We start from the raw sequence: 23,971 nt of genomic DNA on the forward strand, positions 1-23,971 counted from the left end.
GAGAAGGTGCTCCGGACTCAACATCTTGTGGTGTCGCGTTTTGCCGCGCGCCGGAAAAGTTCGCCCGCAAGCCTCTGATTCATCGCTGAAACTTGACCACGACTCGCGCCTGACTCATGCCGGTCGCCTACCCGTCGTGCGGAGAGGCGAATGACCGAATTGACCCCTATCGAAGCCTGGTGCGCGCCAGAACTTGCCGCCAAGCCGACGCGCCGGAAGTCGCGGTCCCGCACGCTCCCGCTCGATCGGATCGTTGAAGGCGACTGCATCGCCGCCATGGCGAAAATGCCCGACAAATCGGTCGACCTCATCTTCGCCGATCCGCCATACAATCTCCAGCTCGGTGGCGACCTGCTGCGTCCCGAGGGCTCGAAGGTCGATGCCTGCGATGACGAATGGGACCGGTTCGAGAGCTTCCAGCAATATGACGACTTCACCCGCGACTGGCTCGTCGAAGCGCGCCGCATTCTGAAGGACGATGGCGCGATCTGGGTGATCGGCAGCTATCACAACATCTTCCGCTGCGGCGCGATCCTGCAGGATCTGGGCTACTGGATTCTCAACGACATCGTCTGGCGCAAGACCAACCCGATGCCCAACTTTCGCGGCACGCGTTTTACCAACGCCCATGAGACGCTTCTCTGGTGCGCCAAGAGCGAGAAGGCGCGGTATCATTTTAACTATCGCGCGATGAAGGGCCTCAATGACGATCTGCAGATGCGCTCGGACTGGTCGATCCCGATCTGCTCGGGCGGCGAGCGACTGAAGGACGACGGGGGCGAGAAGGTTCATCCCACGCAGAAGCCCGAGGCGCTGCTCTACCGCGTGCTTCTTGCGAGCACCAAGCCGGGCGACGTCGTGCTCGATCCCTTCTTCGGGACGGGCACCACCGGAGCGGTCGCCAAGCGCCTCCGTCGCCGCTGGATCGGGATCGAGCGCGACAAGAGCTATATCGCTGCCGCACGCGAGCGCATCGAACGCGAAATGCCATTGGACGAGAGCGCGATGGTCACGATGGCCGAGAAACGCGCCGCGCCCCGCGTCGCCTTCGGCCAACTGGTCGAGAATGGCATGATCGCGCCGGGCGCGATCGTGCAGGACAGCAAGGCCCGCTGGCGCGCAACGGTCGGCATGGACGGCTCGCTCACCTGCGGCGAAGTGCAGGGCTCGATCCATGTCGTCGGCAAGACCGTGCAGGGCGCCCCGAGTTGCAACGGCTGGACCTTCTGGCAGATCGAGGACAGCGGCGACTGGACACCGCTCGACACGCTGCGGCAGCGGCATCTGAAGAGTTTGACCTGACACCCCGTTCGCCCTGAGCGAAGTCGAAGGGCCGTCCTTGTCTTTTTCTGTCGCAACAAGAAAAACAGTCCTTCGACAAACTCAGGACGAACGGAGAGAATGATGACCGCTCGAACGCTCCTTCGCCCCACCGGTTTCGTCAATGCACCGTTCGGTCATGACGGCAAGGTCGCGCGCCTGGCGGGCGGACTGCTGTGGTTCGCGACGGTCGAACTCATCCACCTCGACGACACGAACCGCCGTACCGGCGTCACGCTCGTCCCTGTCGAGGGCATCGAAGACCATTTCGACGATGACATGGCGCGGCAATGGCAGCGATTGTCGGCACCGCGCGGCCCGCTGGAACTAGGCGAGCGCACGATCCCGCTCGACCAGCCCCGCGTCATGGGCATTCTCAACGCCACCCCCGACAGCTTTTCGGACGGCGGCGCCTATGCCGACACCAACGAGGCTGCTTTCGCGGGCGCCGACATGGCCACCGCGGGCGCCGCCATTCTCGACGTGGGTGGCGAGAGCACGCGCCCCGGCGCGCAGACCGTCTGGGAGGGGGACGAAATCGAGCGTGTCCTTCCCCTCGTCGAGCGGCTCGTCAAAGGCGGCAATGCCGTCAGTATCGACACCCGCAAGGCTGCTGTCATGGAGGCGGCTCTCGGCGCCGGCGCGCATCTCGTCAACGATGTCTCCGCGCTCGGTTGGGACGATCGCTCGGCCGAAGTGGTCGCGAAGTCGGGCACCCCCGTCGTTCTCATGCACGCGCAGGGCGACCCGCAGACGATGCAGGACAGTCCCTCATACGATGATGCACCGGTCGATATCTGGCTCTGGCTGGAGGACCGCATTGCCTGGGCGGAAGATCGCGGCATCGAGAGAAAGAATATCATCATCGACCCCGGTATCGGGTTCGGCAAATCCATCGCGCACAATCTGGAAATCATGAATGGCCTGGCGGCCTTTCACGCGCTCGGTTGTCCGTTGCTCGTCGGTGCGAGCCGCAAGCGCATGATCGGCGCTCTGTCCAATGAAGCCCCTGCCGACCAGCGTCTCGGCGGCAGTCTTACGCTCGCGCTGAAAGCGGCTGAGCAGGGCGCGCAGATCGTCCGCGTTCACGACGTCCCCGATACGGTCCAGGCGCTCAAGGTCTGGCGCGGCCTCAAGGACCAGGCGCTCACGCCGAAAATCTAGAGCGTGTAGCCGCCGTCGCAGGTCAGCACGCTGCCCGTCATCGTCCCGGCGGCCTCGCTCATCAGGAATGCCGCCTGCTTTGCGATCTCTTCGGGCATTGCATAGCGCCCTAATGGCACTCCCGCCTCCATCGCCGCCATGAACTTCGCCCGGTCGCCCCCCGGCTCCACCATCGCGTCCCAGATCGGTGTATCGACCCCGCCCGGCGCGATCGCATTGACGCGGATCCGCCGCGGTGCAGCCTCCGCCGCCGCGACCTTGGTAAGGTGGATGAGCGCCGCCTTGCTCGTTCCGTAGGCCGCCGTCATCGGAATGGCCTTGAGGCCGCTGGCGGAGGCGATGGTCACGATGCTCGCGCCTTCGCGCGCGGCGCGCAGGGCAGCCTTCAGCGTGAGAAACGCGCCGTCGAGATTGACGCTCATGACCCGCCGCCATTCTTCCAGCGAACAATTCTCGATCGGCGTTGCGGCGCCGATTCCGGCATTAACGATCGCCCCGTCGAGCGGCGCGAGGACAAGCTCGTTCCAGAAGTCCGCGTCGCTGACGTCGGCCACGTGATGACGGTGCGCGCCCGCCATCGCCTCCAGCGCTTCGCCGTCGCGATCGAGGAGGATCAGCTCCGCCCCCGCGGCGTCGAAATGCCGCGCGCAGGCCGCGCCGATGCCCGAGGCCGCCCCGGTAATGAGAATGCGTGTCATGACGACACGTCTAGCCGATCAGGCTGCGGTGTCGATCCCGAGGTCGCCCAATTTGCGATACAGTGTCGAGCGTCCGATCCCCAGTCGCCGCGCTACTTCGGTCATCCGTCCGCGATAATGACCGATGGCGAGCCGGATGAGGTCGGCTTCGATGTCCGACAATTGACGGATATGCCCGTCGTCGTCGAAAATCGTGACCGGTCCCGAGCCCGCAAGCGCGCGTTCGGAGCTTGCCGCCGAAATGCCGGACCCGCCATCGGTCTTGCGCTGCGTGAAGCGGGACTGGATCGCGATGTGCGGAAAATGTTCGGCCGTGAGGCTCGTGCCTTCGCAGGAGACGGCCGCGCGGAAAAGAACGCTGCCCAATTGGCGCAGGTTGCCCGGCCAGCCATAGCGCATCAACACCGCCAGCGCGTCGTTGCCGATCGACAGCGGTCGCATTCCCGGCTGCTCGGCGATGCGGGCGAGAAAGTGGCGGGCGAGGGCGGGGATGTCGCTCGAACGTTCCCGCAGCGGCGGAAGGATCACGCTCGTCGATTCGATGCGCTCCCTCAGACGTTCGTCGAAATCGAGCCCCAACGGATGCTCGGCGGTCGCGATCAGCCGTACGTCGGCGCTGAAGCTGCCGTTCATCCCGATCGGGCGCACTTCGCCCGTGGCGAGCACGCGGTCCAACCTGTCCTGCGTGGCCTCGGGGAGGTGGTTGATCTGCTTGATCAGCAGCGTGCCTTCATCGGCTTCCAGCAGCTTGCCGCGCTTCTCGCTGAAGGCGCCCGGAAAGGCGCCCTCGGCGTAACCGAACAATTCACTGTCGATCGCCTTGGGACTGACCAGCTTCGCATCGACCGTGACGAGCGCCGAGCGGGCACGAAGGCTGGCTTGATGGATGGCGCGAGCGAATGTTTCCTTTCCCGTTCCCGCCTCGCCGCAGACGAAAACCGGAAGTCGGTTGCGCGCGGCCTTGGCGGCGACGGCTTGGGCGGCGCGGAATTGGGGCGAGGAGCCGACCAGTTCCTCGAGCCCCAGATCCATGTCGATTTTCTCGGACAGAGGGGCCAGCTCACCGCCGGGACGTCGACGGTCGGCGTGGGTGTGCAGGGCTTCCAGAAGCCGTTCGGCCGACACGGGCTTGGCGAGGAAATCGGACGCCCCGGCACGCATCACATCGACCGCGGCACTCACGTCGCCGTCGGAAGCCAGCACGATCACCGGCAGATCGGGCGAGATCTCACGCAGCCGGTCAATCACGCCAGGGCCCTCCGCGCCTTCCCAGCTCGACAGGATGGCGGCGCGCACTTCACGGCCATGGGGCCCCTGCAACAACCCGACCGCGGTTTGCAGGTCGGCGGCACCGATGACCATCCATTCCGCGCGCTGCGCGACGCTCGACACCAGACGCCGTTCGTCCGCGCTGGAATCCAGCAGCAGCAATGAACGGACCTTCTCCTCACGCATTGCGCGTCTCCTTATCGATATCGGGACAGTGTGGACGCTACGGGGTGAAATTCGGGTTAAGATCGCGCCCGCCGCTTAAGGGCTTGTGGCGAGCGGTGCGCCGTTGATAGAAGGCGCTCGAACGCGCGACACGCGAGGCAAAGGGAACATGATGGCCGACAAGAATTATCCGACCGCGACCGAAATGGACTATCCGGCGCACAACTCGAGCTTCTCGTCCTTTCTCGGCCTGCTCAAATGGACGATCTACCTGGTCATTCCGATCGTCATCCTCGTGATGATCATCATTACCTGATGAAGGTCGCGGTCCTCAGGGAAGCCGAAGACGAGCCGCGGGTCGCGGCCATTCCCGAGACGGTCAGGAAACTGGTCGAGAAGGGCGCGAGCGTGGCGCTCGAACGGGGCGCGGGCGAACGCGCGGGTTTCTCCGATGAGGACTATGTCGAGGCGGGGGCCAGCCTTGCGAACCGGCAGGAGGCGATCGACGGCGCGCAGACGATCCTCGTCGTCCAGGGACCCGACCCCGAAAGCCTGAAGGGCGCGATGAAATCCGCGCGGCTCATCGGCGCTCTGTCGCCCGCGACGCGCGGCGATGCGATCCAGGGCTATGCCGATCTCGGACTGGAAGCGCTGGCGATGGAATGGATGCCGCGCATCACCCGCGCGCAGTCGATGGACATATTGTCGTCGCAGTCGAACCTCGCCGGCTACAAGGCGGTGGTGGATGCTGCCGCGCAGTACGGCCGGGCGTTTCCGATGATGATGACCGCGGCCGGCACCATCAGCCCCGCGCGCGTCTTCGTGATGGGCGTGGGCGTCGCAGGCCTGCAGGCGATCGCGACCGCCAAGCGGCTGGGCGCGCAGGTCAGCGCGACCGACGTGCGGTCGGCGACCAAGGAACAGATCAAGTCGCTCGGCGCGAAGCCGATCTTCGTCGAGAATGTCGAGGGGATCGAGGGCGAAGGCGAGGGCGGCTATGCCGGCGAGACGAGCGAGGAGTATCGCAAGGCGCAGGCCGAACTGGTGTCGTCGCATCTTGCCAAGCAGGACATCGTCATCACCACCGCCCTCATTCCCGGTCGCCCGGCACCGCGCCTGATCTCGGATGCGCAGATTGCCACGATGCGGCCAGGCAGCGTGATCGTGGATCTCGCGGCGGAAGCGGGAGGCAATATCGAGGGATGCGAGGCGGGGACGACGGTTACGCGTCACGGCGTCGCGATCATGGGGCCGGTGCAGCCTGCACGCGCCTTGCCGAGCGACTCGGCGGCGCTCTTTTCGCGAAACCTCTTCAATTTCCTCGCCGCTTTCATCCGCGAGTCGGAAGAGGGTGATTCGCCCTCGACCGAACCCGTGCTGGAGCTACCCGACCAGGACGAGATCGTGTCTGCGATCCGGCTGACACAAAGCGGAAAGATCGTGCACGAGCGCTTGCGCGCGATGGGCTGATCGAAGGTCGGAAAGCCGACTTGGGGACAGGCTAACATATTGCAGACAAAGAAAAACCCGGCCGAAACCGGGTTAGTCTTGTCTAGCTCTGAGAAAGCTTAACCGGCACTACCGGCGCTACCCCAGCCACCGCCGAGAAGCCATTCCCAGAAACCTTTACGACCTTCAGTCTTCTTCGTCATGTTCGGTCCCCTAATTATGGACAAAATGCGTCCGTTGCGGATTGTCTATTAACCTTAATGGAAGTGGTTAGCAAGTTATTTACCATAAGGCGGCGTTTCGATACGACGAAACGCGAGAAGAGACAGCGCGTTTCAGGTCGCCGCCAAGTAGCGAACCGTTTTTAGTTGGAGTTGCGCAGCGATTGACTCGCGTGCGTCAGGCGACCCGGCGGTCCTTGTCGCGGCGCAGCCGTCGATGGAGGTCCTTGAGCGTCATGGGGCGGCCGACCGCGAACCCCTGCGCGATGTCGCAATCCATCAGCGTCAGTTGTTCGAGGACCTGTTTGTCTTCCACGCCTTCGGCGACCACCTTGCGCTCGAGCGAGTGGGCAAGCGCGATGGTCGACTGGACCATGATGAGGTCGGAGCGGTTGTCGCGCATCGACTTGATGAAGCTCTGATCGATCTTGAGTTCGCTCGCCGGCACTTTCTTGAGATATTCGAGCGTCGAGAGACCGGTCCCGTAATCGTCGATGGAAATGCGGATGCCGATTGCCCGTAGCTGGGCGAGCAATTCGAGATCCGACCCCGTCCCCGCCAGTGCGGCCGTCTCGGTCAGTTCGAGCGTCAGGGCCTCCGGGGGTAGGTCGTGTCGATCGAGCATCGACAGAATTTCGCCCGTCAGCCGACGATCGTTGAGCATTCTGGCCGACAGGTTGACGGCGATCGTGAAGTCGGGCTCGACCCTTCGCAACTGCACCAGCGCCTTGCCCGCTTCCTCGAGCACGAAATGCGTCAGCTTGCCGATGCGATCGTTCTGCTCTGCGGCGGCGACGAATTCGACGGGGCTGATCGGACCCTTCTGGGGATGCGTCCACCGTGCCAAGGCTTCCGCGCCCATCACGCGCTGACCCTTGAGATCCAGCTTCGGCTGCAAAGCGATCCAAACCTCGCCGCTGTCGATCGCCTCTTCGAGCTGCGAGAGCATCGACAGCTTCCATGGCGTCGTCTCGAGACGCGCCGGGTCATGATATTTCCACTTGATGGCTTCGTGCTCGGCTTCGTCGGCCGCCACGAGCGCACTGCCCAGGCGGCTCGCAAGGCTGCGGCCCGAACCCATCTCGATGCCGAAGCTCACTGCAACGTCGAACGGCTGCCCCTCGATCGTGACCGGGCTACGGAAAAGGGCGTGAAGCGCTTCCAGATGGTTCGACACCACGACGTCGGGCTCGATGAACCAGGCGAAGATCCCTTCGTCCCCCTGATAGAGTTTCATGCCGTCATGGCGCCCCAGTGCAAGCCGCGCGGCGATCTGTTCGACGAGACGCTTTTCCCCGTCCGCGTTCAGCGTCGAGGTGATTTCCGCGAAATTGTGGACGCGTGCGGCAATCAGGGGCAGCTCACGGCCGCGTCGATCGCTGCGCAATGCGGCGAGATTCGGAAGGTTCGTCAGCGCGTTCACATACCCGCGAGAGGTGAAAAAGCGGTAGGTCATGACGGAAAGGACGACCGTAAGGCCGATCAATGCGGGCATGACATCAACAAAAACGAGCCGTGATTCGAGAAGGGTCGCGCCGACGACGATGCCTGCCGCGCCGATTGGGGGTACTAGGAAGCGAGCGAACGTTCCCGCGACAAAACAGCTGTAGGCGATGAGTCCGATCGCAAACAGGACGGAGGGTATCCAGCCAGCCTCGATCGGTTCGCCGCGCATCAGTGTCTCGGCGCCGAATATGTGAACGTAGGCTCCGGGACGTCGCCCCGTTCCCGGCAGATATACCAAGTCTCCAAGGTGCTCGAGGTCCACTCCGAGAATAAGGGTCTTGCCGTCGATAGCATCGCGGGCGACGCGACCATTGATCAGGCCAAGCGCCGAGATTTTCGGAACCGATTCAGGACGGATCGAATAGTCGATCGGAAAGCTTTCGCCGGCTGGACCCGACTTGCCGGCCATCATCGACGCAAAGGTGGGAAAAACGCGGTCGCCGATCTCTTCGGCGTATCGCATCGTCCATGCGGCCGTCTGGAAATTGAAATACACATTGATCGAGCCGAGATCCGCGGTCTCCGCGAACTGATCGTTCAGAAAACGATCCTGATCCGAGAGATCGTCGTCGATCAAGCTTTCGCGATTGGTGGCCATCACAACGTTTCCACCCTCGCGCATGGCATCTAACAGGGCGGCATCCTCTTGCGGCGAGCCTTCGCCATGCAGGACGAGATCGATATAGATCTGTTTCGCGCCGAGCTTGTTGGCATTGTTGATGATGTCGGCGTACCGTCTGCGATCCCAAGGCAAAGCGCCGATCGCCTCGAAGCTCGCATTGTCGATCGCCACGAGCACGATGTCGCCGCTGGCGTTGTTCTCGTGCGTTTTGTTGCGCATTGCCCGACCGGCATCTTCCAGCGGCTCGGCAAGGTGCGTCAGACCGAAGACGCACATGATGATCACCGTCCAGAAGAACAGTTTGGGCGCCTTGCCCCTGCCATATTGTGCGCGTCGCGCGGTGCGGTTCATCCGGTCCTCGCCGATGGTTCATCTTCGCAATGCCGCAAAAAGGTTATCAAATCGGAAACCGTGTGGCGGTTAACGCCCTGACCCAGAGCCGCGACAGACAGCCCTCGACAGCGCTCCGCTTCGCCGCCATGCTCGCGATCGTTCAAAAGGGGAGGGCCATGGACTTTATCTCGATCCTGTCGATCTTCGTACTGGCCTGTTTCGTCGGCTATTATGTCGTCTGGTCGGTCACCCCGGCACTCCACACGCCGCTGATGGCGGTCACCAACGCCATCTCCAGCGTCATCATCGTCGGCGCGCTGATCGCCGCCGCAGCGAGTGGCAATGCGGTGGCCAAATGGCTCGGCCTCGCGGGCGTGGTCCTCGCCTCGATCAACATTTTCGGCGGCTTCGCGGTCACCCAGCGCATGCTCGCCATGTACAAGAAGAAGGAGCGCAAGAAATGACGCTGCTCCTCGCCGCCACCGCCGCCGCCGAAACGCCCGCCTGGGTCATGCTCGCCTATCTCGTCGCGGGCGTCTGCTTCATCCTTGCGCTCCGCGGCCTGTCGAGCCCCGAAAGCGCGCGCAAGGGCAACATGTACGGCATGGCGGGCATGGCGATCGCGGTCGCCACCACGCTCGTCACGCACGAAATCGCCAGCCTTCTCGAAATTCTTGCGGCCATCGCCATCGGCGGCGTCATCGGCCTCACCATCGCACGCCGGATCGCCATGACCGCGATGCCCGAACTGGTCGCCGCCTTCCACAGCCTCGTCGGGATGGCCGCCGTGCTGGTCGGCTGGGCCGCCTTCCTCAACCCCGACGCCTTCGGGCTGCTCGTGCCCATCGACGGCACGAGCGAGGCCGCCATCGGCACCGTCAGTCGCATCGAGATGGCGCTCGGCGTCGCGATCGGCGCGATCACCTTTTCGGGCTCGGTCATCGCCTTCGCCAAACTCTCGGGCCGCATGAGCGGATCGCCGATCCTGCTCCCCGCGCGCCATGTCATTAACCTGGGCGTCCTCGCGGGCATCATCGTCCTTACGGGCATCTTCGCGACCGCGATGTTCGCCCCGCCAGAGCTTTTCATCGCGATTACCGCGCTCGCATTCCTCGTCGGTTTCCTGCTCATCATTCCCATCGGCGGTGCGGATATGCCCGTCGTCGTCTCGATGCTGAACAGCTATTCGGGGTGGGCCGCCGCGGCGATGGGCTTCACGCTCGGCAACAGCGCCATGATCATCACCGGCGCGCTGGTCGGCTCCTCGGGCGCGATTCTTTCCTACATCATGTGCAAGGCCATGAACCGGAGCTTCATCAGCGTCATCGCGGGCGGCTTCGGACAGGACAGCGGAGGCGGGGGCAGCGACGGCCAGCCCGCCATCGACCGCCCTTACAAGGCCGGCAGCGCCGACGATGCCGCGTTCCTTCTGGGTCAGGCGGACAAGGTCATCATCGTTCCCGGCTACGGCATGGCCGTTGCGCAGGCGCAGCATGTGCTGCGCGAGATGGCCGACATGCTCAGAGAAAAGGGAGTCGAGGTCAAATATGCCATCCATCCCGTCGCGGGCCGCATGCCGGGGCACATGAACGTCCTGCTCGCCGAGGCGAACGTCCCCTACGACGAGGTCTTCGAGCTGGAAGACATCAACAGCGAGTTCGCGCAGGCCGACGTGGCCTTCGTGATCGGCGCGAACGACGTCACCAACCCTGCCGCCAAGACCGACAAGTCGTCGCCCATCTACGGCATGCCCGTCCTCGACGTCGAAAAGGCACGCACGACGCTGTTCATCAAGCGCTCGATGGGCGGGGCCGGCTATGCGGGTGTCGAGAACGAGCTGTTTTTCCGCGACCAGACGATGATGTTGTTGTCGGACGCCAAGAAAATGGTTGAGGAAATCGTCAAGAAGCTCGATTAAGGCACGACTGTTCAATCGCTTACTGGGTTAAAGCCCCCAGCCGGTTCGCCCCGGTCGGTCGGGGCTTGGGGAGCTGCTTTTCCATTGCGTAAACTGGGTATCATCGGCGGCACGAGCTGGAACTCGACCGCGCTCTACTATCGCCACATCAACGAAGCCGTCGCGCGCCGCATGGGCGGGTTGCATTCGGCGCGGCTGCTCATCGAAAGCATCGATCACGCGCCCTATGCCGATCTCCAGCGGTCGGGCGATCACGATGCGGCCGGCGCGATGATCGTGTCGGCCGGCAAGTCGCTCCAGGCCGGCGGCGCCGAGGCCATTCTCATCGCCTCCAACACCACCAATCGCTACGCCGACCGAGTCGAGGAGGCGACCGGCCTGCCGATCCTCCACATTGCCGACGCCGTGACGAAGCGCCTCGCCAGCGACAGCCGACGCAAGATCGCGCTGCTCGGTACCCGATACGTCATGACCGAGGATTTCGCGCGTTCGCGGTACGAGGCTGCGGGGTTCGACGTGATGGACGTGCCGATGAACGCCATCGAAGAGGTCGACCGTATCATCTTCGAGGAACTCGCGAAGGGCATCGTCACGCGCACCAGCCAGCGCACGCTCAAGACGCTGATCACCGAACTCGACAAGCAGAAGGCCGACGCGGTCGTCCTCGCCTGCACCGAGCTCGTTCTGTCGGTCCAGGCCAATGCCAACGTTCTGCCCGTCTATGACAGTACCGCGATCCACGCTGCCGCCGCAGTCGACTGGCTCATGGAGCAAGCGACGGTCGCCGAACCGGCCTGATCTGGACAGCGACGCGAGGCTGCGGCACAACCCTTGTGAACGCTCACAGGGGACCTATCGACATGATCCGAACGCTCACCGCCACCGCCGCCCTTTTCGCCCTTTCGGCCTGCGCCACGGTGCCGCCCGAGCGACCCTATGAAGGCGAGGTCTTCGCGACCCAGCCCAATGCCGGCGACCGCACCTTGCTGTTCGCGGACGAATTCACGGCTCCCGAACTCGATCGCACCATGTGGAACGTCGAGGGTCCCGACTTCTGGGTGAACGACGAATTGCAGGTCTATGTCGACGAGCCCGGCGTCATCTCGCACCGCTCTTCGATGCAAGGGGCCGATGGCGGCGTCCTCGTCCTCAAGCCCGAATTCCGCGCCAGCGCGGAAAGCTCCGAGCGCCGCACCGCCGATTTCGTCTCGGGCCGGATCAACTCCAAGGGCAAGTTCGACTTCGCCTATGGCCGCGCCGAGGCGCGCATCAAGATGACCGATCACACGGGCGTCTGGCCCGCCTGGTGGCTGCTGGGGAACGGCCAGTGGCCGGACACCGGCGAGATCGACATTCTTGAGTATGTCGGCGAGAAGGAATGGATCGGCGTTGCCGTCCACGGCCCCGGCTATTCGGGCGAAAAGGCGCCGGTGAAGCGCTTCTATTTCCCGGACGGCGAGGACGTCACCGGCTGGCACCGCTATGCGGTCGAGTGGACGCCCACCACCATGACCTTCCTCGTCGACGACCGCGCCTACTGGCGGGTGACGAAGGACGAAATCGAGGAGATGGGTCGCTGGTCCTACGACAATCCCAAATATCTCATCCTCAATTTCGCGGTCGGCGGTGTCTATCCGGCGAAGGTCAACGACATCAACGCGCCCTATTACGGGCTCCCGCAGTCGAGCGTCGATGCGATCAAGCGGGGCGAACCCGAAATGGCCGTCGACTGGGTCCGCGTCTGGGGCAACGACTAGTCCCTCGAAATCGGACTGCTTTCCGCCTATGTGCCGTTGAGTGAGCAAGGCCGACCGACCCGATAGCCCGAACGCAAAGGAGCGGTTCGACGAGAAGAAGGCGACCGCGACCGTCAAGGGTGCGGGCAAGCCCGACCTCGATGCGGGGATCAAGGCGATCCGCGATACCGTCCGCACGCTCCCCGCTCGCCCCGGCGTCTACCGCATGCTCGATGAGCGGGGCGACGTCCTCTACGTCGGCAAGGCGCGGGCGCTGAAGTCGCGCGTCGTCAACTATACGCAGGTCAAGCAGCTTACCAATCGCCTTCAGCGGATGGTATCGCAAACGCGCTCGATGGTCATCGTCACGACCGAGACGGAGGCCGAGGCGCTGCTCCTCGAAGCCCAGCTGATCAAGCGCTTCCGCCCGCCCTACAACGTGCTGTTGCGCGACGATAAGTCGTTCCCGTTCATCCTCCTGCGCGAGGATCACGACTTTCCCCAGGTTCGCCTTCACCGTGGAGCGCGGCGGACCAAGGGCCAATATTATGGCCCCTTCGCCAGCGCTGGGTCGGTCCGCAAGACGCTGAACGGACTTCAGAAAATCTTCCAGCTGCGCAGCTGTTCGGACGGCTTCTTCCGTGGCCGCGACCGGCCCTGCCTGCTCTACCAGATCAAGCGGTGCTCGGGCCCCTGCGTCGGCCGGATCAGCGAGGAGGACTATGCCGCCGACGTTGCCGACGCGAAGGCGTTCCTCGCGGGCAAATCCACCCGCGTGCAGGAAAAACTCGGCAAGCAGATGGCAATTGCCGCGGAGAAGCAGGACTTCGAACTCGCCGCCATCTACCGAGATCGCCTGCGCTCGCTGACCTATGTGCAGGGTTCGCAAACCATTCACGCCGAAGGGCTTGGCGATGCCGACGTCTTCGCTTCGGCGCGAAAGGCGGGGACCTTGTGCGTCCAGGCTTTCTTCATTCGCGGCGGGCAGAACTGGGGTCACCGCGCCTTCTTCCCCAAGGGCATCGAGGGCCTGGAGCCCGCCGAGGTCATGCGCGACTTCCTGATGCAATTCTACGAAGAGGTGCCGCCGCCCAAGGCCATCCTCGTCGACGAATTGCCCGACGAGGCCGACCTCATCGTCGAAGCCCTGTCCGATCGCGCGACACGCAAGGTCGAGCTGCTACGTCCCCAACGCGGACCGCGGCGCAAACTCATCGCACAAGCCGCGCGCAACGCAGAGGAAGCCCTCGAGCGCCGCATGGCCGAGACGACGACGCAGGCCAAACTGCTGCGTGGTCTTGCCGATACGTTCGAGCTCGACGGCCCGCCCGAACGCATCGAAGTCTACGACAACAGCCATATCATGGGCACCAACGCGGTCGGCGCGATGATCGTCGCGGGGCCGGAGGGCTTCAGAAAGTCCAACTACCGCAAGTTCAACATCAAGTCCGACATCACGCCCGGAGACGATTTCGGGATGATGAAGGAAGTGCTCACCCGTCGCTTCGCCCGTCTCGCCAAGGAAGATCCGACGCGCGAAAAAGGCGACTGGCCCGACTTGCTACTGATCGACGGCGGCAAGGGCCAGTTGTCGAGCGTCATGGAGATCATGGAGGAAGCGGGGGTGGAGGATATTCCCGTCGTCGGCGTCGCCAAGGGCCCCGACCGCAATGCGGGGCGCGAGGTGTTCCACTTGCCGGGCGGACGCGAGATCACCTTTCCCTTGAATGCGCCGCTTCTCTTCTATCTCCAGCGGTTGCGCGACGAGGCGCACCGCTTCGCGATCGGCACCCACCGTGCCAAGCGCGCCAAGAGCTTCACCGGTTCGACCCTGGACGAAGTGCCCGGAGTGGGGCCCACGCGAAAACGCTCGCTGCTGATGCATTTCGGCACGGCCAAGGCAGTCAAATCCGCAGCACTCGACGATCTCGAGCGCGCACCCGGCATCTCGAAAGCGGTCGCGCGGCAGGTCTACGACTATTTCCACCCGCGCGGATGAGAAAGACCCGCGACGCCATTCTCGTAGCCGTGCGTGGCCACGGCGAACGTGGCGCGGTGGTGCGACTGATGACGGCGGAGGACGGCCTCCTCGCGGCCTACGTCCGCGGAGCGCATGGACGACGGATGGGCCCCGCGCTCGTGCCCGGGAACATCGTCGCCGCGGATCTCAGCGCCCGCAACGATAGCGAGCTTCCGCAGGCCGCCATCGAACTCAAGGTGTCGCGCGGCCCGCTGCTGGCCGAGCCGCTCCCCGCTGCCGCGATCGAATGGCTTTGCGCGCTGACCGCCTCGGCTCTTCCCGAGGCGCAGCCCTATCGCCCGGTTCACGCGTCCCTCGACGCCGTGCTCGACGCGATCGCAAGCGCTCCTGCCGCGCGCGATTGGGCGAGCGCGCTCGTCCGCTTCGAACTGCTCTTGCTCGCCGAACTCGGCTACGGCCTCGACCTGACCGCCTGCGCGGTCACGGGCGACGTCGACGACCTTGTCGCGGTCAGCCCGAATTCGGGCCGCGCGGTCAGTGCCGCCGCCGCGGCGCCCTACGGCGACAAACTGCTTTCATTGCCCGGCTTCCTCGTCGCGGGCGGTCGCGGGGAGTGGGACGCGGTCCTCGACGGCCTTGCCTTGTCGGGCCATTTTCTCGAACGCGACCTGCTTGTCGATCGCGCTGCCAAGGCGCTCGATGCGCGCGAACGGCTGCTAAGCCGCTTGCGCCGCGCTGCCGGTGTCGCCTAGCCTCGCCGCAATGGCAGATACTCCCCTTCGCGGCGCCCTCGAGGCCTTCTTCCCCTACTGCGCGACGACGGGCGAGGTGACGGTTCGCGTGAGCGTGAACTACATGCCCGACCAGTCCAGTCCCAAGGACGGCCGCTGGTTCTGGGCCTACCATGTCCGCATCGAGAATGACGGCGACCAACCGGTCCAACTCATCAGCCGTCACTGGGTGATCGAGGACGGATCGGGGATCCGGCAGGAAGTGCGCGGCGAAGGCGTCGTCGGCGAAATGCCGGTCATCGCTCCGGGCGCGAGCCACGACTATGTCTCGGGCTGCCCGCTCGATACGCCCGACGGCTCGATGGTCGGCAGTTTCCAGATGATTGACGCCCAGGGGCGGGGCTTTGAAGTCGCGATCCCGCTTTTCGAACTCGAGGGACCGGGCAGCTAGCGCCCGATACCGCTATAGGTTAGGCCCGCGCGGTCGGCTTCGGCAGCGTCGTAGATGTTGCGTAGATCGACGATCGCCTTGCCGTTCATCCTGTCTGCGATGGTGGACAGGTCGAGCGCGCGGAATTCGTCCCACTCGGTCACGATGACCAGCGCATCGGCACCTTCGGCGGCTTCCTCGGCATTGCTGGCATAATGGACGCCGTCGGGAAGGTGCGGCTTCGCCATCTCGATGCCGACGGGATCGAAGGCACGCACGCTGGCGCCCTGCTCGACCAGCATGTTGACGAGGGGAATCGACGGCGCGTCGCGCATGTCGTCCGTATTGGGTTTGAAGGTCAGCCCGAGGACCCCGATCGTCTTGCCGGCGACGCTCCCGCCCAACGCCTTGGCGACACGCGCGGCCATGGCATTCTTGCGATCGTCGTTCACCTTCACGACCGCATTGACGATCTGGTTCTCGACGCCGGCTTCTTCGGCGGTGCGCAGGAGGGCGAGCGTATCCTTGGGGAAACAGCTTCCACCGTAGCCGGGGCCTGCGTGGAGAAATTTGGGACCGATGCGATTGTCGAGCCCGATGCCGCGAGCGACGTCCTGCACGTCGGCACCGACCGCCTCGCAAAGGTCGGCCATCTCGTTGATGAAGCTGATCTTGGTCGCAAGGAAGGCGTTGGCGGCATATTTCGTCAACTCGGCCGTGCGACGGCTGACGAAAAGCATCGGTGCCTTGTTGAGGAACAACGGCCGATAGATTTCGCGCAGCACGTCGCGCGCGCGCTCGTCGTTGGCGCCGATGAGGATCCGATCGGGATGCTTGAAGTCCGCAATCGCGGCGCCTTCACGGAGGAACTCGGGATTGGAGGCGACGGTGCAGCCTTCGGGCGCGCCCTCGTCCTTCAGGATTTTCGCGATCTCATCGCCCGTGCCAACGGGAACGGTCGACTTGGTCACGACCACGACGGGGTGTTCGAGCTTTTGCGCCAGCTCTTTCACTGCGGCGAAGACGAAGCTCAAATCCGCATGTCCGTCGCCACGGCGGGAGGGCGTTCCGACCGCGATGAAGACGGCGTCGGCATCGGGAAGGGCGGGCGAGAGTTCGGTCGTGAAGTGGAGCCGGCCCTTCTTGACGTTGGCATCGACGAGGCTGTCGAGACCGGGCTCCCAGATCGGCATGACGCCGTCTTCGAGCATCTCGATCTTCTTGGGGTCCTTGTCCACGCAGGTCACCTGGTGGCCGAAATCGGCGAAACAGGCGCCCGAGACGAGCCCGACATAGCCGGTGCCGATGACGACGATCTTCACGCACATTCTCCTGAAGAATACGGGGGTTGGCGCTCCCCTACGCAATCGCCGCGTGACGGGCAAGACGAAGGCGATTGCGGCGAATCGCCCGCACCCCCATGCTGGAGCAATGGGCAAGTCCGTCGCCACCTCCGCACTGCCGCTCAAACCCGGCCGCCGCGTCTACGCGATCGGTGACGTTCACGGCTGCGCCAAACAGTTGAACAGGTTGCTCAAGCGCATCGGTGCGGATCTCGATGGCTACGGGGGTAAGGCACACTTGGTGTTCCTCGGTGACTATATCGATCGCGGCCCTGATAGCGCGGGCGTGGTGGAGCGTCTCGTGACGGGCGATCTTCCGGGCACGAAACAGCATTTCCTGGTCGGCAACCACGAAATCGCCATGCTCGAAGCGCTGGAAGGAAAGGCGCTGGGCTGGCTCGCTTATGGCGGTATCCAGACTCTGGAAAGCTATGGTGTCGACAAGAAGGCGTTGTTCAACACGCCTTCGGTGAAGAAGCTCATCGCGCGGCACGTCCCGGACACGCATCTCGACTTCTTCCGCTCGCTCAAGGTGTCGAAGAAGATCGGCGACTATCTGTTCGTCCATGCCGGCATCCGTCCGGGCGTGCCGCTATCGGAGCAGAAGGACCGTGACCTCATCTGGATCCGCGACGATTTTCTCAAGTCGAAGAAGGACCATGGTGTGATCGTGGTCCACGGCCATACCGTCAGCGACAAGCCGCAGAGGAAGAAGAATCGCATCGGCGTGGATACGGGCTGCTATGCGAGCGGCACGCTTACCGCCGTTCGTCTGGAAGAGGATCGGGTCGACTTCCTGACGAGCTAGAACAGCCCGCGATATTCCTCGAGGCTGGGCCGGTGGGTCATGTCGAGGTGCAGCGGCGTCACGGCGACATAGCCGTCGGCGATGACTTCGAGGTCGGTGCGATGTCCCGGCGTTTCGATCGTCTCGCCCGTACCGAACCAGTAATAGTTGAAGCCGCGCGGATCCTTGCGCTCGATGACGTTCAGGCGCGAATAGTCTCTGAAGCCCTGGTCGCAGACTTTGACCCCGCGCACCTCCTCGGGCGGTAGCGGCGGAAAGTTCACGTTGAGGAGGGTTCCCCGCTGGGGAAGGACATCGAGCAGCTTTTTGAGAACCTTGGGCGCCCATTGCCGCGCCGCTTCCCATTTCACTCCGTCGCTGGTGCCGGGGGCCATGCTGCACTGGCTCAACGCGATGGCGGGAATGCCCGCGAGCGTTCCCTCCATCGCTGCCGAGACCGTCCCCGAATAGGTCACGTCTTCGCCAAGGTTGGCGCCGCGGTTGATGCCGGAGAGGATCAGGTCGGGGCGCTTGTCGCCCGTCATGAGATGCCCGAGCGCAAGCATGACCGCGTCGGTGGGCGTGCCCGTCACCGCGAACCGCTGCTCGCCATGCCGCCGGATGCGCAACGGCCGTGTGAGCGTAAGACTATGGCCCGCGCCCGATTGCTCCTCTGCGGGCGCGACCGCCCACAAGTCGCTGGCGAAGGGGGCGGCGATCTCCTCGAGCACCGAAAATCCGGGCGCGTGAATACCGTCGTCGTTGGTCAGCAGGATCCGCATGGCAGCCAATGTCGGGACAGGTGCAGGATCGTGCAAGCCCCGATTGTGCCATCACGATGAAACCCTGCTGCAACACTCACCCGTTAATTGGCTCATGTTAAGGTCAGCGCTTGTTAAGCTGGAGGAAACTAGCTACAGGGTCGGCGGGGCAGCGGCATCGCCTTAAGTGTCGGATATGCCGGAAGAAATTCGCTTCGGCGATGCGGGCCGCGTCCGGCCTGAACCGCGGTGGCGGCAGTGCAGTATCGGGGAGGATATTTTGGCAACAGCGCTCAAGGATCTGAACGGCGAACCCAAGTTCGACGAGATCGTGCTCGACGATGATTATCGGCCGAGCGATGACGAGGAATTCATGTGTGCCAAGCACCGTGCATATTTCCTCGCCAAATTGAAGGACTGGAAGGAATCGATCGTCGAGGAAAGCCGCGCAACGATGGCGCAGCTCCAGGTCGACAGCCTTCGCGAGCCGGATCTGGCGGACCGCGCATCGAGCGAGACCGACTGGTCGATCGAACTGCGGACGCGCGACCGTCAGCGCAAGCTCATCTCGAAGATTGATGCGGCCATCCGCCGTCTTTACAGCGACGAGTTCGGCTATTGCTCGGTCACGGGCGATCCCATCTCGCTGCCGCGCCTCGAAGCGCGTCCGATCGCGACCATGACGCTGGAAGCGCAGGAAAAGCACGAGCGCACCGAGCGGGTGAGCCGAGACGACCGCACCGACTGATCGTCGCTACAGACAGAAAAAGGCCGGCCTCCACGTGGAGCGCCGGCCTTTTTTAGTGGATCGGAGCGTGCCGCTATTGGCTGGCCAACTCATCCTTCAATCGTAATTTCTCGCGTTTCAGCTTCTGGATCAGTGCCGTATCCGGCTGCGGACGATGTTCCTCGATCTCGATCTGGTGGTCGAGCTTGTGATGTTTCTCGTTGAGTGCCGCAGCGTGGGCATTTTCCATGAAGCGTCCTTTCGTTCCGCATGGCCCCTGAGTCGGGGCGAACGGTCATCCAATCACAAACGAGAACGAATGTCGTTACCCCGACTCGGCGCCGGTCGCAGCACCGTCGCGGCTGGTCGCGAGCGTAGAGAGGTGCACCAACGTCCGAATTGCGATAGGAAGCAGGCATGAACGACGACGATCCCAAGATCCTGCTCGAGGCATTGCGTGTCGAGCACCGGCGGCTCGACGGCGAAATCGAACGAATCGAGGCGAGCGGGAGTATCGACGTTCTCGACCTTGCACGGCTCAAGAAGGCCAAGTTGCGGTTGAAGGACGAGATTGCCCAGCTGGCCGACGACATGAGGCCCGACATCATCGCCTGAGATCTGTCCCGTTTCGGGATCGGGCTGGATCAACCCGTTGGAGTCGGGCGCCTAATGGGGCAGAAGGTGCGGATGGGTATCGAGAGCGGCACATCATCTACCGCCTACGGGGCGAGCGAGGCGCGGATCACGCCGCGACTGGTCGATGCGCTATACACCGAAGCGATGCTGCTTGCCGATGAGGCGCGAACCTATTTCGACGGGAAGGGGCGCGAGGATCGCGACACGCTCGAGCCTGCGGCGCGTGTCGGTTTTGCCTGCGAATCGCTCAAGGTCACGACCCGGATCATGCATATCGTCGCGTGGCTCCTGACGCAGCGTGCCATCGAAGCGGGCGAGATCGCGCGCGAGGAAAGCGCCGTCATCGAACGGCGCCTCGGCCATGCCAACGCGTTCGAGGAGCAGACGGTCGAGCGACTGCCCGCCTCGGCGCAGCGGCTCATCCGCGAGAGCGCCGACCTGTATGACCGAGTGAAGCGTCTCGACGAGGGCCAGCATGAGCCTGCAATGGTCGATAGCCCGGCGCGCGCGCTGATGGGTCGGCTCGCGAAGGACTTGTCGTCGGGCAAACTCGACGCCTAGTCTGCGCGCCATGAGCGAATGGCGTTTCCACCCAGGCCCCACCATCCTCGGCGGCGAGAATATCGCGCAGCGGCTGGCGCAGGAGCTGCCCAATGGCGCCTGTCTGTTCGTTACCGACACCCATATGATCGAGAGTGGCCTCGCCGCGCCCTACCGCGACGCCATCGCATCGACAGGTCGCGGCGTACGCATTTTCGATGCCGTCGAGGCCGACCCCTCGGAGAAGACCTTGCTCGACGCGGTTGCCGCAGGACGCGAGGCGGGTGCGAGCCATGTCGTCGGCTTCGGCGGCGGCAGTCCGATGGATGTCGCGAAGCTTGCCGCCTACCTCATCGGATCGGGCGACCCGCTGGATTCCATCTGGGGGGTCGAACAAGCGAATGGCGAGGGGCTTCCGCTTGCTCTCGTTCCGACCACCGCCGGGACGGGTTCGGAGGCCACGCCCGTCTCGATCATCACCTGTGAAGGGGGCGAAAAGCGCGGGGTCAACGCCCGCGCGATCGGTGCGCGCTGGGCCGCGCTCGATCCTGAACTCACGATTGGCAAGCCGCGTGCGCTCACTGCTGCGACCGGCATCGATGCGATGGTGCACGCGATCGAGGCATACACCTCGGCGCATGCGAAGAACCCGCTGAGCGATATGCTGGCAAAACAGGCGCTGGGGCTGCTGGCGGGCAATCTGCTGACGGCCTGCGAGCAGCCGGACGATCGCAAGGCCCGCGGCGCCATGCTGCTCGGAGCGCATCTTGCCGGGCTGGCCTTTGCCAATGCGCCGGTCGCCGGCGTCCATGCGCTCGCTTACCCTCTGGGCGGAATCTACCATCTGCCGCACGGCCTATCGAATGCGCTGATGCTGCGGCCGGTGCTCGAACATAATAGCGAAGCGGCGCGCGAACTTTACGCCGAACTGGCGCCGATCCTCGATCCGGGTTGCGCCAACGAAGCGAGCCAGGGACGCACGCAGCGCTTGATCGCACGGCTTGAAGAACTGGTGGTCGAGAGCGGTCTCAAACCGCGCCTTCGCGACCATGACGTGCCGCGCGAGGATATCCCCATGCTGGCGCGCGAAGCGATGAAGCAGCAGCGGCTGCTGGTGAACAATCCGTGCCCGATCGACGAGGCCGATGCCGCGCGGCTCTACGAGGCGGCGTGGTGAGCGCGCGCCCCGACCCGCGCCCGCGCGATCATTATCGACACTTCATCGCGCAGACGACGCGCTGGAACGACAATGACGCTTATGGGCACGTCAACAACAGCGTGCACTATTTCTGGTTCGACAGCGCGGTGAATGGCTGGATGATCGAACAGGGAATGCTCGACATCCACGGCGACCCGATCGGCCTCGTGGTCGAGACCGGCTGCCGTTACTTCGCGCCGCTCGCCTATCCGCAGGACGTGGAAGTAGGCATGCGCGTGGCGCGGCTCGGCGGATCGAGCGTAACCTGGCAACTTGGCGTCTTCGCGAAAGGGGAATCCGCGCCCGCGAGCGAGGGCCAGTTCACGCACGTCATCGTCGATGCGAACACGCGGCGCCCCGTGCCGATCCCCGACACGTGGCGCGCAGCCTACCAGCGCCTAGCCTAGGAGCCCGCTCCTCGCTGCTCGATATTCGGTGTCGAGCCGGTCGACGAGCTGACCCGCGCCGACGATCTCCTTGACGGCGCCGATCCCCTGGCCCGATCCCCAGATGTCCTTCCAGGCCTTGGCGCCGCCGAAATTCATCTTGCTCGGATCGCTCTCGGGCAGGTCGTCGGGATCCATGCCCGCCTTGCGGATCGAACCCTTGAGATAATTGCCCCAGACGCCGGTGAAGAGCGAGGAGCCGACGATATCGTCCGCACCGCTCTCGACGATTTCCTGCTTATATTCGTCCATCGCCCGCGCTTCATGCGTGGCGATGAAGGGGGAGCCGATATAGGCGCCGTCCGCGCCCATCGCCTGCGCCGCCAGCACGGCGCCACCATGTGCGATCGAACCCGAGAGGAAGAGCGGCCCGTCGAAGAATTCGCGGATCTCCTGGATGAGCGCGAAGGGCGACAGCTTGCCCGCATGACCGCCTGCGCCGCTGGCCACCGCGATGAGGCCGTCCGCGCCCTTTTCGAGCGCCTTGTGCGCGAAGCGGTTGTTGATGATGTCATGGAGCGTGATGCCGCCCCAGCCATGCACTGCGGTATTGAGTTCCTCACGCGCGCCAAGCGAGGTGATGATGAGCGGCACCTTGTATTTCTCGCAGAGCTTGAGGTCTTCCTCCCACCGCGTGTTCGATGGATGGACGATCTGGTTGACCGCGAAGGGCGCTGCCGGACGGTCGGGATTCTCGGCGTCGTGCGCGGCGAGCGTCTCGGTAATCTCGGCCAGCCATTCGTCCAGCTGGCTGGCGGGTCGGGCGTTCAAGGCCGGAAAACTGCCCACGATCCCCGCTTTGCACTGCGCGATGACGAGCGCGGGGTGCGAGATGATGAAGAGCGGCGCGCCGATGACGGGGATACGCAGGTTCTGGAGAAGGGGGGGCAGGCTCAAGTCGAAACTCCCGTGTCGAGGTCGTGATAGTCGGCATACCAGCGCACGAACGCGCTGGCACCCTCTTCGAGCGACGTCGAAGGCGTGAAGCCGGTCGCGGCGGTGAAGGCGTCGATATCGGCGTAGGTGGCAGGCACGTCGCCGGGTTGCATGTCGGCCATCTTCACCTTGGCCTTCCGTCCCGTAGCGCGTTCCAGGATCGCGACGAGATCGCCGATCTCCTCGGGGCGATTGTTGCCGATGTTGAAGATGGCATGCGGAGCCTTCGAGCCGCCGGGCTTTACCGATCGATCGTCGGCCGGCGGCCGGTCGAGGCAAGCGATCACCCCCGCGACGATATCGTCGATAAAAGTGAAATCGCGGCGCATCCTGCCATGGTTGAAGAGCGTCAGCGGCTCATCTTCGAACAAGGCTTTCGTGAAGAGCCAGAGCGCCATGTCGGGGCGGCCCCAGGGACCGTAGACGGTGAAGAAGCGCAGTCCCGTCATCGGGACGCGGTAGAGATGCGCGTAACTCTCCGCCATCAGCTCGCCGGCACGCTTGCTCGCAGCGTAGAGCGAGACCGGATGGTCGACGCGATTCTCGACGCTGAACGGCATGGCCTCGTTGCCGCCGTAGACCGAACTGGAGCTGGCATAGACGAGATGGCGCACGTTCCTGGCGCGCGCCAGTTCGAGGATGTTGAGCTGGCCGACGAGATTGCTGTCGGCATAGTCGTGGGGCGCGTCGATCGAGTGGCGCACGCCCGCCTGCGCGCCGAGATGGACGATGGCCTGCACGTCGGTGTCGGAGGCAAGCCGCTCGACCATGCTCCTGTCCGAGAAGTCGGCCTCCTCGAAGGTCCAGCCCTCCGGTGATCCGATCCAGTCGAGCCGCGCGCGTTTCAGCGAGGGGTCGTAATATGCGTTGAGATTGTCGATCCCGAGGACCGTCTCGCCGCGCTCGAGGAGCGCCTTCGCGACATGAGCACCGATGAAGCCAGCCGCGCCGGTAACGAGGATCGTCATGCGCAATGCGTAGCGACAATGTCACAGTCTCGCCAGACGTTTGTCGTTCGTCGAAGCCGCCTTGAGTGTCCTAGCCAACTAGGACA

At 64.1% G+C, this 23,971-nt stretch carries 25 protein-coding genes; 17 read left to right on the top strand and 8 right to left on the bottom strand.

Annotated elements, in window-relative coordinates:
* Window positions 1-150 precede the first annotated feature (150 nt).
* Both WJS89_RS00120 and folP read left to right on the top strand, forming a co-directional pair.
* Window positions 151-1,302 carry a site-specific DNA-methyltransferase gene (locus WJS89_RS00120; RefSeq protein ID WP_346338905.1) on the top strand — a complete coding sequence of 384 codons (1,152 nt, stop codon included), beginning with the start codon at window positions 151-153 and terminating at the stop codon, window positions 1,300-1,302.
* A 99-nt stretch (window positions 1,303-1,401) separates the two neighbouring features.
* Window positions 1,402-2,484: a dihydropteroate synthase gene (gene folP / locus WJS89_RS00125; protein WP_346338906.1), complete on the top strand. Its 1,083-nt coding sequence runs from the start codon at window positions 1,402-1,404 to the stop codon at window positions 2,482-2,484.
* Here the strand turns inward: folP and WJS89_RS00130 are convergent.
* Window positions 2,481-3,182, bottom strand: a complete 702-nt coding sequence (locus WJS89_RS00130; protein WP_346338907.1) for an SDR family NAD(P)-dependent oxidoreductase — start codon at window positions 3,180-3,182, stop codon at window positions 2,481-2,483. The two genes, folP and WJS89_RS00130, sit on opposite strands and share 4 nt — an antisense overlap.
* A gap of 18 nt (window positions 3,183-3,200) precedes the next feature.
* Entirely contained in the window at window positions 3,201-4,637 is a 1,437-nt protein-coding gene (locus WJS89_RS00135) for a sigma-54-dependent transcriptional regulator (RefSeq protein WP_346338908.1), read from the bottom strand.
* 148 nt (window positions 4,638-4,785) lie between these two features.
* On the opposite strand from WJS89_RS00135, the gene WJS89_RS00140 reads away from it, so the two are divergent.
* Window positions 4,786-4,932 carry an aa3-type cytochrome c oxidase subunit IV gene (locus WJS89_RS00140; RefSeq protein WP_346338909.1) on the top strand — a complete coding sequence of 49 codons (147 nt, stop codon included), beginning with the start codon at window positions 4,786-4,788 and terminating at the stop codon, window positions 4,930-4,932.
* A complete protein-coding gene (locus WJS89_RS00145; protein WP_346338910.1) occupies window positions 4,932-6,086 on the top strand; it encodes an NAD(P) transhydrogenase subunit alpha in 1,155 nt (384 codons plus the stop codon). Before WJS89_RS00140 ends, WJS89_RS00145 begins: the two co-directional genes overlap by 1 nt.
* Before the next feature lie 378 nt (window positions 6,087-6,464).
* Here the strand turns inward: WJS89_RS00145 and WJS89_RS00150 are convergent, their stop codons facing one another.
* On the bottom strand, window positions 6,465-8,765 hold the full coding sequence (locus WJS89_RS00150) for an EAL domain-containing protein (RefSeq protein ID WP_346338911.1): 2,301 nt from the start codon (window positions 8,763-8,765) through the stop codon (window positions 6,465-6,467).
* Window positions 8,766-8,923: 158 nt separating this feature from the next.
* Between WJS89_RS00150 and WJS89_RS00155 the strand changes: the two genes are divergently transcribed.
* The 7 genes from WJS89_RS00155 (at window position 8,924) to apaG (ending at window position 15,564) form a co-directional block, all read left to right on the top strand.
* Window positions 8,924-9,211 carry an NAD(P) transhydrogenase subunit alpha part 2 gene (locus WJS89_RS00155; protein WP_346338912.1) on the top strand — a complete coding sequence of 96 codons (288 nt, stop codon included), beginning with the start codon at window positions 8,924-8,926 and terminating at the stop codon, window positions 9,209-9,211.
* Window positions 9,208-10,665 carry an NAD(P)(+) transhydrogenase (Re/Si-specific) subunit beta gene (locus WJS89_RS00160; protein ID WP_346338913.1) on the top strand — a complete coding sequence of 486 codons (1,458 nt, stop codon included), beginning with the start codon at window positions 9,208-9,210 and terminating at the stop codon, window positions 10,663-10,665. The genes WJS89_RS00155 and WJS89_RS00160 overlap by 4 nt, the downstream gene beginning before the upstream one ends.
* Before the next feature lie 84 nt (window positions 10,666-10,749).
* Window positions 10,750-11,463: an aspartate/glutamate racemase family protein gene (locus WJS89_RS00165; protein WP_346338914.1), complete on the top strand. Its 714-nt coding sequence runs from the start codon at window positions 10,750-10,752 to the stop codon at window positions 11,461-11,463.
* A gap of 62 nt (window positions 11,464-11,525) precedes the next feature.
* Complete coding sequence (locus WJS89_RS00170) at window positions 11,526-12,422, top strand: glycoside hydrolase family 16 protein (protein WP_346338915.1); 897 nt, start codon at window positions 11,526-11,528, stop codon at window positions 12,420-12,422.
* 40 nt (window positions 12,423-12,462) lie between these two features.
* A complete protein-coding gene (uvrC, locus tag WJS89_RS00175; RefSeq protein ID WP_346338916.1) occupies window positions 12,463-14,400 on the top strand; it encodes an excinuclease ABC subunit UvrC in 1,938 nt (645 codons plus the stop codon).
* Window positions 14,397-15,134 (top strand): DNA repair protein RecO, encoded by a 738-nt coding sequence (gene recO, locus WJS89_RS00180; RefSeq protein WP_346338917.1) that lies wholly within the window; start codon window positions 14,397-14,399, stop codon window positions 15,132-15,134. Before uvrC ends, recO begins: the two co-directional genes overlap by 4 nt.
* Before the next feature lie 10 nt (window positions 15,135-15,144).
* Entirely contained in the window at window positions 15,145-15,564 is a 420-nt protein-coding gene (gene apaG / locus WJS89_RS00185) for a Co2+/Mg2+ efflux protein ApaG (RefSeq protein ID WP_346338918.1), read from the top strand.
* Here the strand turns inward: apaG and WJS89_RS00190 are convergent.
* Window positions 15,561-16,865, bottom strand: coding sequence for a UDP-glucose dehydrogenase family protein (locus WJS89_RS00190; protein WP_346338919.1), 1,305 nt, complete (start codon window positions 16,863-16,865; stop codon window positions 15,561-15,563). The genes apaG and WJS89_RS00190 overlap by 4 nt on opposite strands.
* A gap of 109 nt (window positions 16,866-16,974) precedes the next feature.
* On the opposite strand from WJS89_RS00190, the gene WJS89_RS00195 reads away from it, so the two are divergent.
* The gene (locus tag WJS89_RS00195) at window positions 16,975-17,694 is read left to right on the top strand and encodes a metallophosphoesterase family protein (RefSeq protein WP_346338920.1); all 720 of its coding nucleotides are present in this window, start codon (window positions 16,975-16,977) and stop codon (window positions 17,692-17,694) included.
* On the opposite strand, the gene surE is transcribed toward WJS89_RS00195, so the two are convergent.
* The gene (gene surE, locus WJS89_RS00200) at window positions 17,691-18,455 is read right to left on the bottom strand and encodes a 5'/3'-nucleotidase SurE (protein ID WP_346338921.1); all 765 of its coding nucleotides are present in this window, start codon (window positions 18,453-18,455) and stop codon (window positions 17,691-17,693) included. The two genes, WJS89_RS00195 and surE, sit on opposite strands and share 4 nt — an antisense overlap.
* Before the next feature lie 259 nt (window positions 18,456-18,714).
* Here surE and dksA point away from each other — a divergent pair, with 259 nt between their 5' ends.
* Window positions 18,715-19,182 (top strand): RNA polymerase-binding protein DksA, encoded by a 468-nt coding sequence (gene dksA, locus WJS89_RS00205; RefSeq protein ID WP_431993402.1) that lies wholly within the window; start codon window positions 18,715-18,717, stop codon window positions 19,180-19,182.
* Window positions 19,183-19,255: 73 nt separating this feature from the next.
* Here dksA and WJS89_RS00210 read toward each other — a convergent pair whose 3' ends face one another.
* Window positions 19,256-19,411, bottom strand: a complete 156-nt coding sequence (locus WJS89_RS00210) for a YdcH family protein (protein ID WP_346338922.1) — start codon at window positions 19,409-19,411, stop codon at window positions 19,256-19,258.
* 167 nt (window positions 19,412-19,578) lie between these two features.
* Here WJS89_RS00210 and WJS89_RS00215 point away from each other — a divergent pair, with 167 nt between their 5' ends.
* The 4 genes from WJS89_RS00215 to WJS89_RS00230 all read left to right on the top strand — a co-directional run bounded on the left by WJS89_RS00215 (window position 19,579) and on the right by WJS89_RS00230 (window position 21,942).
* Window positions 19,579-19,776 (top strand): YdcH family protein, encoded by a 198-nt coding sequence (locus WJS89_RS00215; RefSeq protein WP_346338923.1) that lies wholly within the window; start codon window positions 19,579-19,581, stop codon window positions 19,774-19,776.
* A 72-nt stretch (window positions 19,777-19,848) separates the two neighbouring features.
* Window positions 19,849-20,358, top strand: a complete 510-nt coding sequence (locus WJS89_RS00220; protein ID WP_346338924.1) for a DUF1465 family protein — start codon at window positions 19,849-19,851, stop codon at window positions 20,356-20,358.
* Window positions 20,359-20,368: 10 nt separating this feature from the next.
* On the top strand, window positions 20,369-21,514 hold the full coding sequence (locus tag WJS89_RS00225) for an iron-containing alcohol dehydrogenase (RefSeq protein WP_346338925.1): 1,146 nt from the start codon (window positions 20,369-20,371) through the stop codon (window positions 21,512-21,514).
* Window positions 21,511-21,942 (top strand): acyl-CoA thioesterase, encoded by a 432-nt coding sequence (locus tag WJS89_RS00230; RefSeq protein ID WP_346338926.1) that lies wholly within the window; start codon window positions 21,511-21,513, stop codon window positions 21,940-21,942. Before WJS89_RS00225 ends, WJS89_RS00230 begins: the two co-directional genes overlap by 4 nt.
* Here the strand turns inward: WJS89_RS00230 and WJS89_RS00235 are convergent.
* Complete coding sequence (locus WJS89_RS00235) at window positions 21,934-22,878, bottom strand: NAD(P)H-dependent flavin oxidoreductase (protein WP_346338927.1); 945 nt, start codon at window positions 22,876-22,878, stop codon at window positions 21,934-21,936. The genes WJS89_RS00230 and WJS89_RS00235 overlap by 9 nt on opposite strands.
* Window positions 22,875-23,885, bottom strand: coding sequence for an NAD-dependent epimerase/dehydratase family protein (locus WJS89_RS00240; RefSeq protein WP_346338928.1), 1,011 nt, complete (start codon window positions 23,883-23,885; stop codon window positions 22,875-22,877). Before WJS89_RS00240 ends, WJS89_RS00235 begins: the two co-directional genes overlap by 4 nt.
* Window positions 23,886-23,971: the final 86 nt, after the last annotated feature.

Origin of the sequence: Sphingomicrobium aquimarinum (assembly GCF_039655735.1) — a bacterium.
GTDB classification, from domain to species: Bacteria; Pseudomonadota; Alphaproteobacteria; order Sphingomonadales; family Sphingomonadaceae; genus Sphingomicrobium; species Sphingomicrobium aquimarinum.

Coding starts and splice junctions, on each gene's coding strand:
- WJS89_RS00120 (WP_346338905.1), top strand. CDS start 151: ATGACCGAATTGACCCCTATCGAAGCCTGGTGCGCGCCAGAACTTGCC.
- folP (WP_346338906.1), top strand. CDS start 1,402: ATGATGACCGCTCGAACGCTCCTTCGCCCCACCGGTTTCGTCAATGCA.
- WJS89_RS00130 (WP_346338907.1), bottom strand. CDS start 3,182: ATGACACGCATTCTCATTACCGGGGCGGCCTCGGGCATCGGCGCGGCC.
- WJS89_RS00135 (WP_346338908.1), bottom strand. CDS start 4,637: ATGCGTGAGGAGAAGGTCCGTTCATTGCTGCTGCTGGATTCCAGCGCG.
- WJS89_RS00140 (WP_346338909.1), top strand. CDS start 4,786: ATGATGGCCGACAAGAATTATCCGACCGCGACCGAAATGGACTATCCG.
- WJS89_RS00145 (WP_346338910.1), top strand. CDS start 4,932: ATGAAGGTCGCGGTCCTCAGGGAAGCCGAAGACGAGCCGCGGGTCGCG.
- WJS89_RS00150 (WP_346338911.1), bottom strand. CDS start 8,765: ATGAACCGCACCGCGCGACGCGCACAATATGGCAGGGGCAAGGCGCCC.
- WJS89_RS00155 (WP_346338912.1), top strand. CDS start 8,924: ATGGACTTTATCTCGATCCTGTCGATCTTCGTACTGGCCTGTTTCGTC.
- WJS89_RS00160 (WP_346338913.1), top strand. CDS start 9,208: ATGACGCTGCTCCTCGCCGCCACCGCCGCCGCCGAAACGCCCGCCTGG.
- WJS89_RS00170 (WP_346338915.1), top strand. CDS start 11,526: ATGATCCGAACGCTCACCGCCACCGCCGCCCTTTTCGCCCTTTCGGCC.
- recO (WP_346338917.1), top strand. CDS start 14,397: ATGAGAAAGACCCGCGACGCCATTCTCGTAGCCGTGCGTGGCCACGGC.
- apaG (WP_346338918.1), top strand. CDS start 15,145: ATGGCAGATACTCCCCTTCGCGGCGCCCTCGAGGCCTTCTTCCCCTAC.
- WJS89_RS00195 (WP_346338920.1), top strand. CDS start 16,975: ATGGGCAAGTCCGTCGCCACCTCCGCACTGCCGCTCAAACCCGGCCGC.
- surE (WP_346338921.1), bottom strand. CDS start 18,455: ATGCGGATCCTGCTGACCAACGACGACGGTATTCACGCGCCCGGATTT.
- WJS89_RS00210 (WP_346338922.1), bottom strand. CDS start 19,411: ATGGAAAATGCCCACGCTGCGGCACTCAACGAGAAACATCACAAGCTC.
- WJS89_RS00215 (WP_346338923.1), top strand. CDS start 19,579: ATGAACGACGACGATCCCAAGATCCTGCTCGAGGCATTGCGTGTCGAG.
- WJS89_RS00220 (WP_346338924.1), top strand. CDS start 19,849: ATGGGTATCGAGAGCGGCACATCATCTACCGCCTACGGGGCGAGCGAG.
- WJS89_RS00225 (WP_346338925.1), top strand. CDS start 20,369: ATGAGCGAATGGCGTTTCCACCCAGGCCCCACCATCCTCGGCGGCGAG.
- WJS89_RS00240 (WP_346338928.1), bottom strand. CDS start 23,885: ATGACGATCCTCGTTACCGGCGCGGCTGGCTTCATCGGTGCTCATGTC.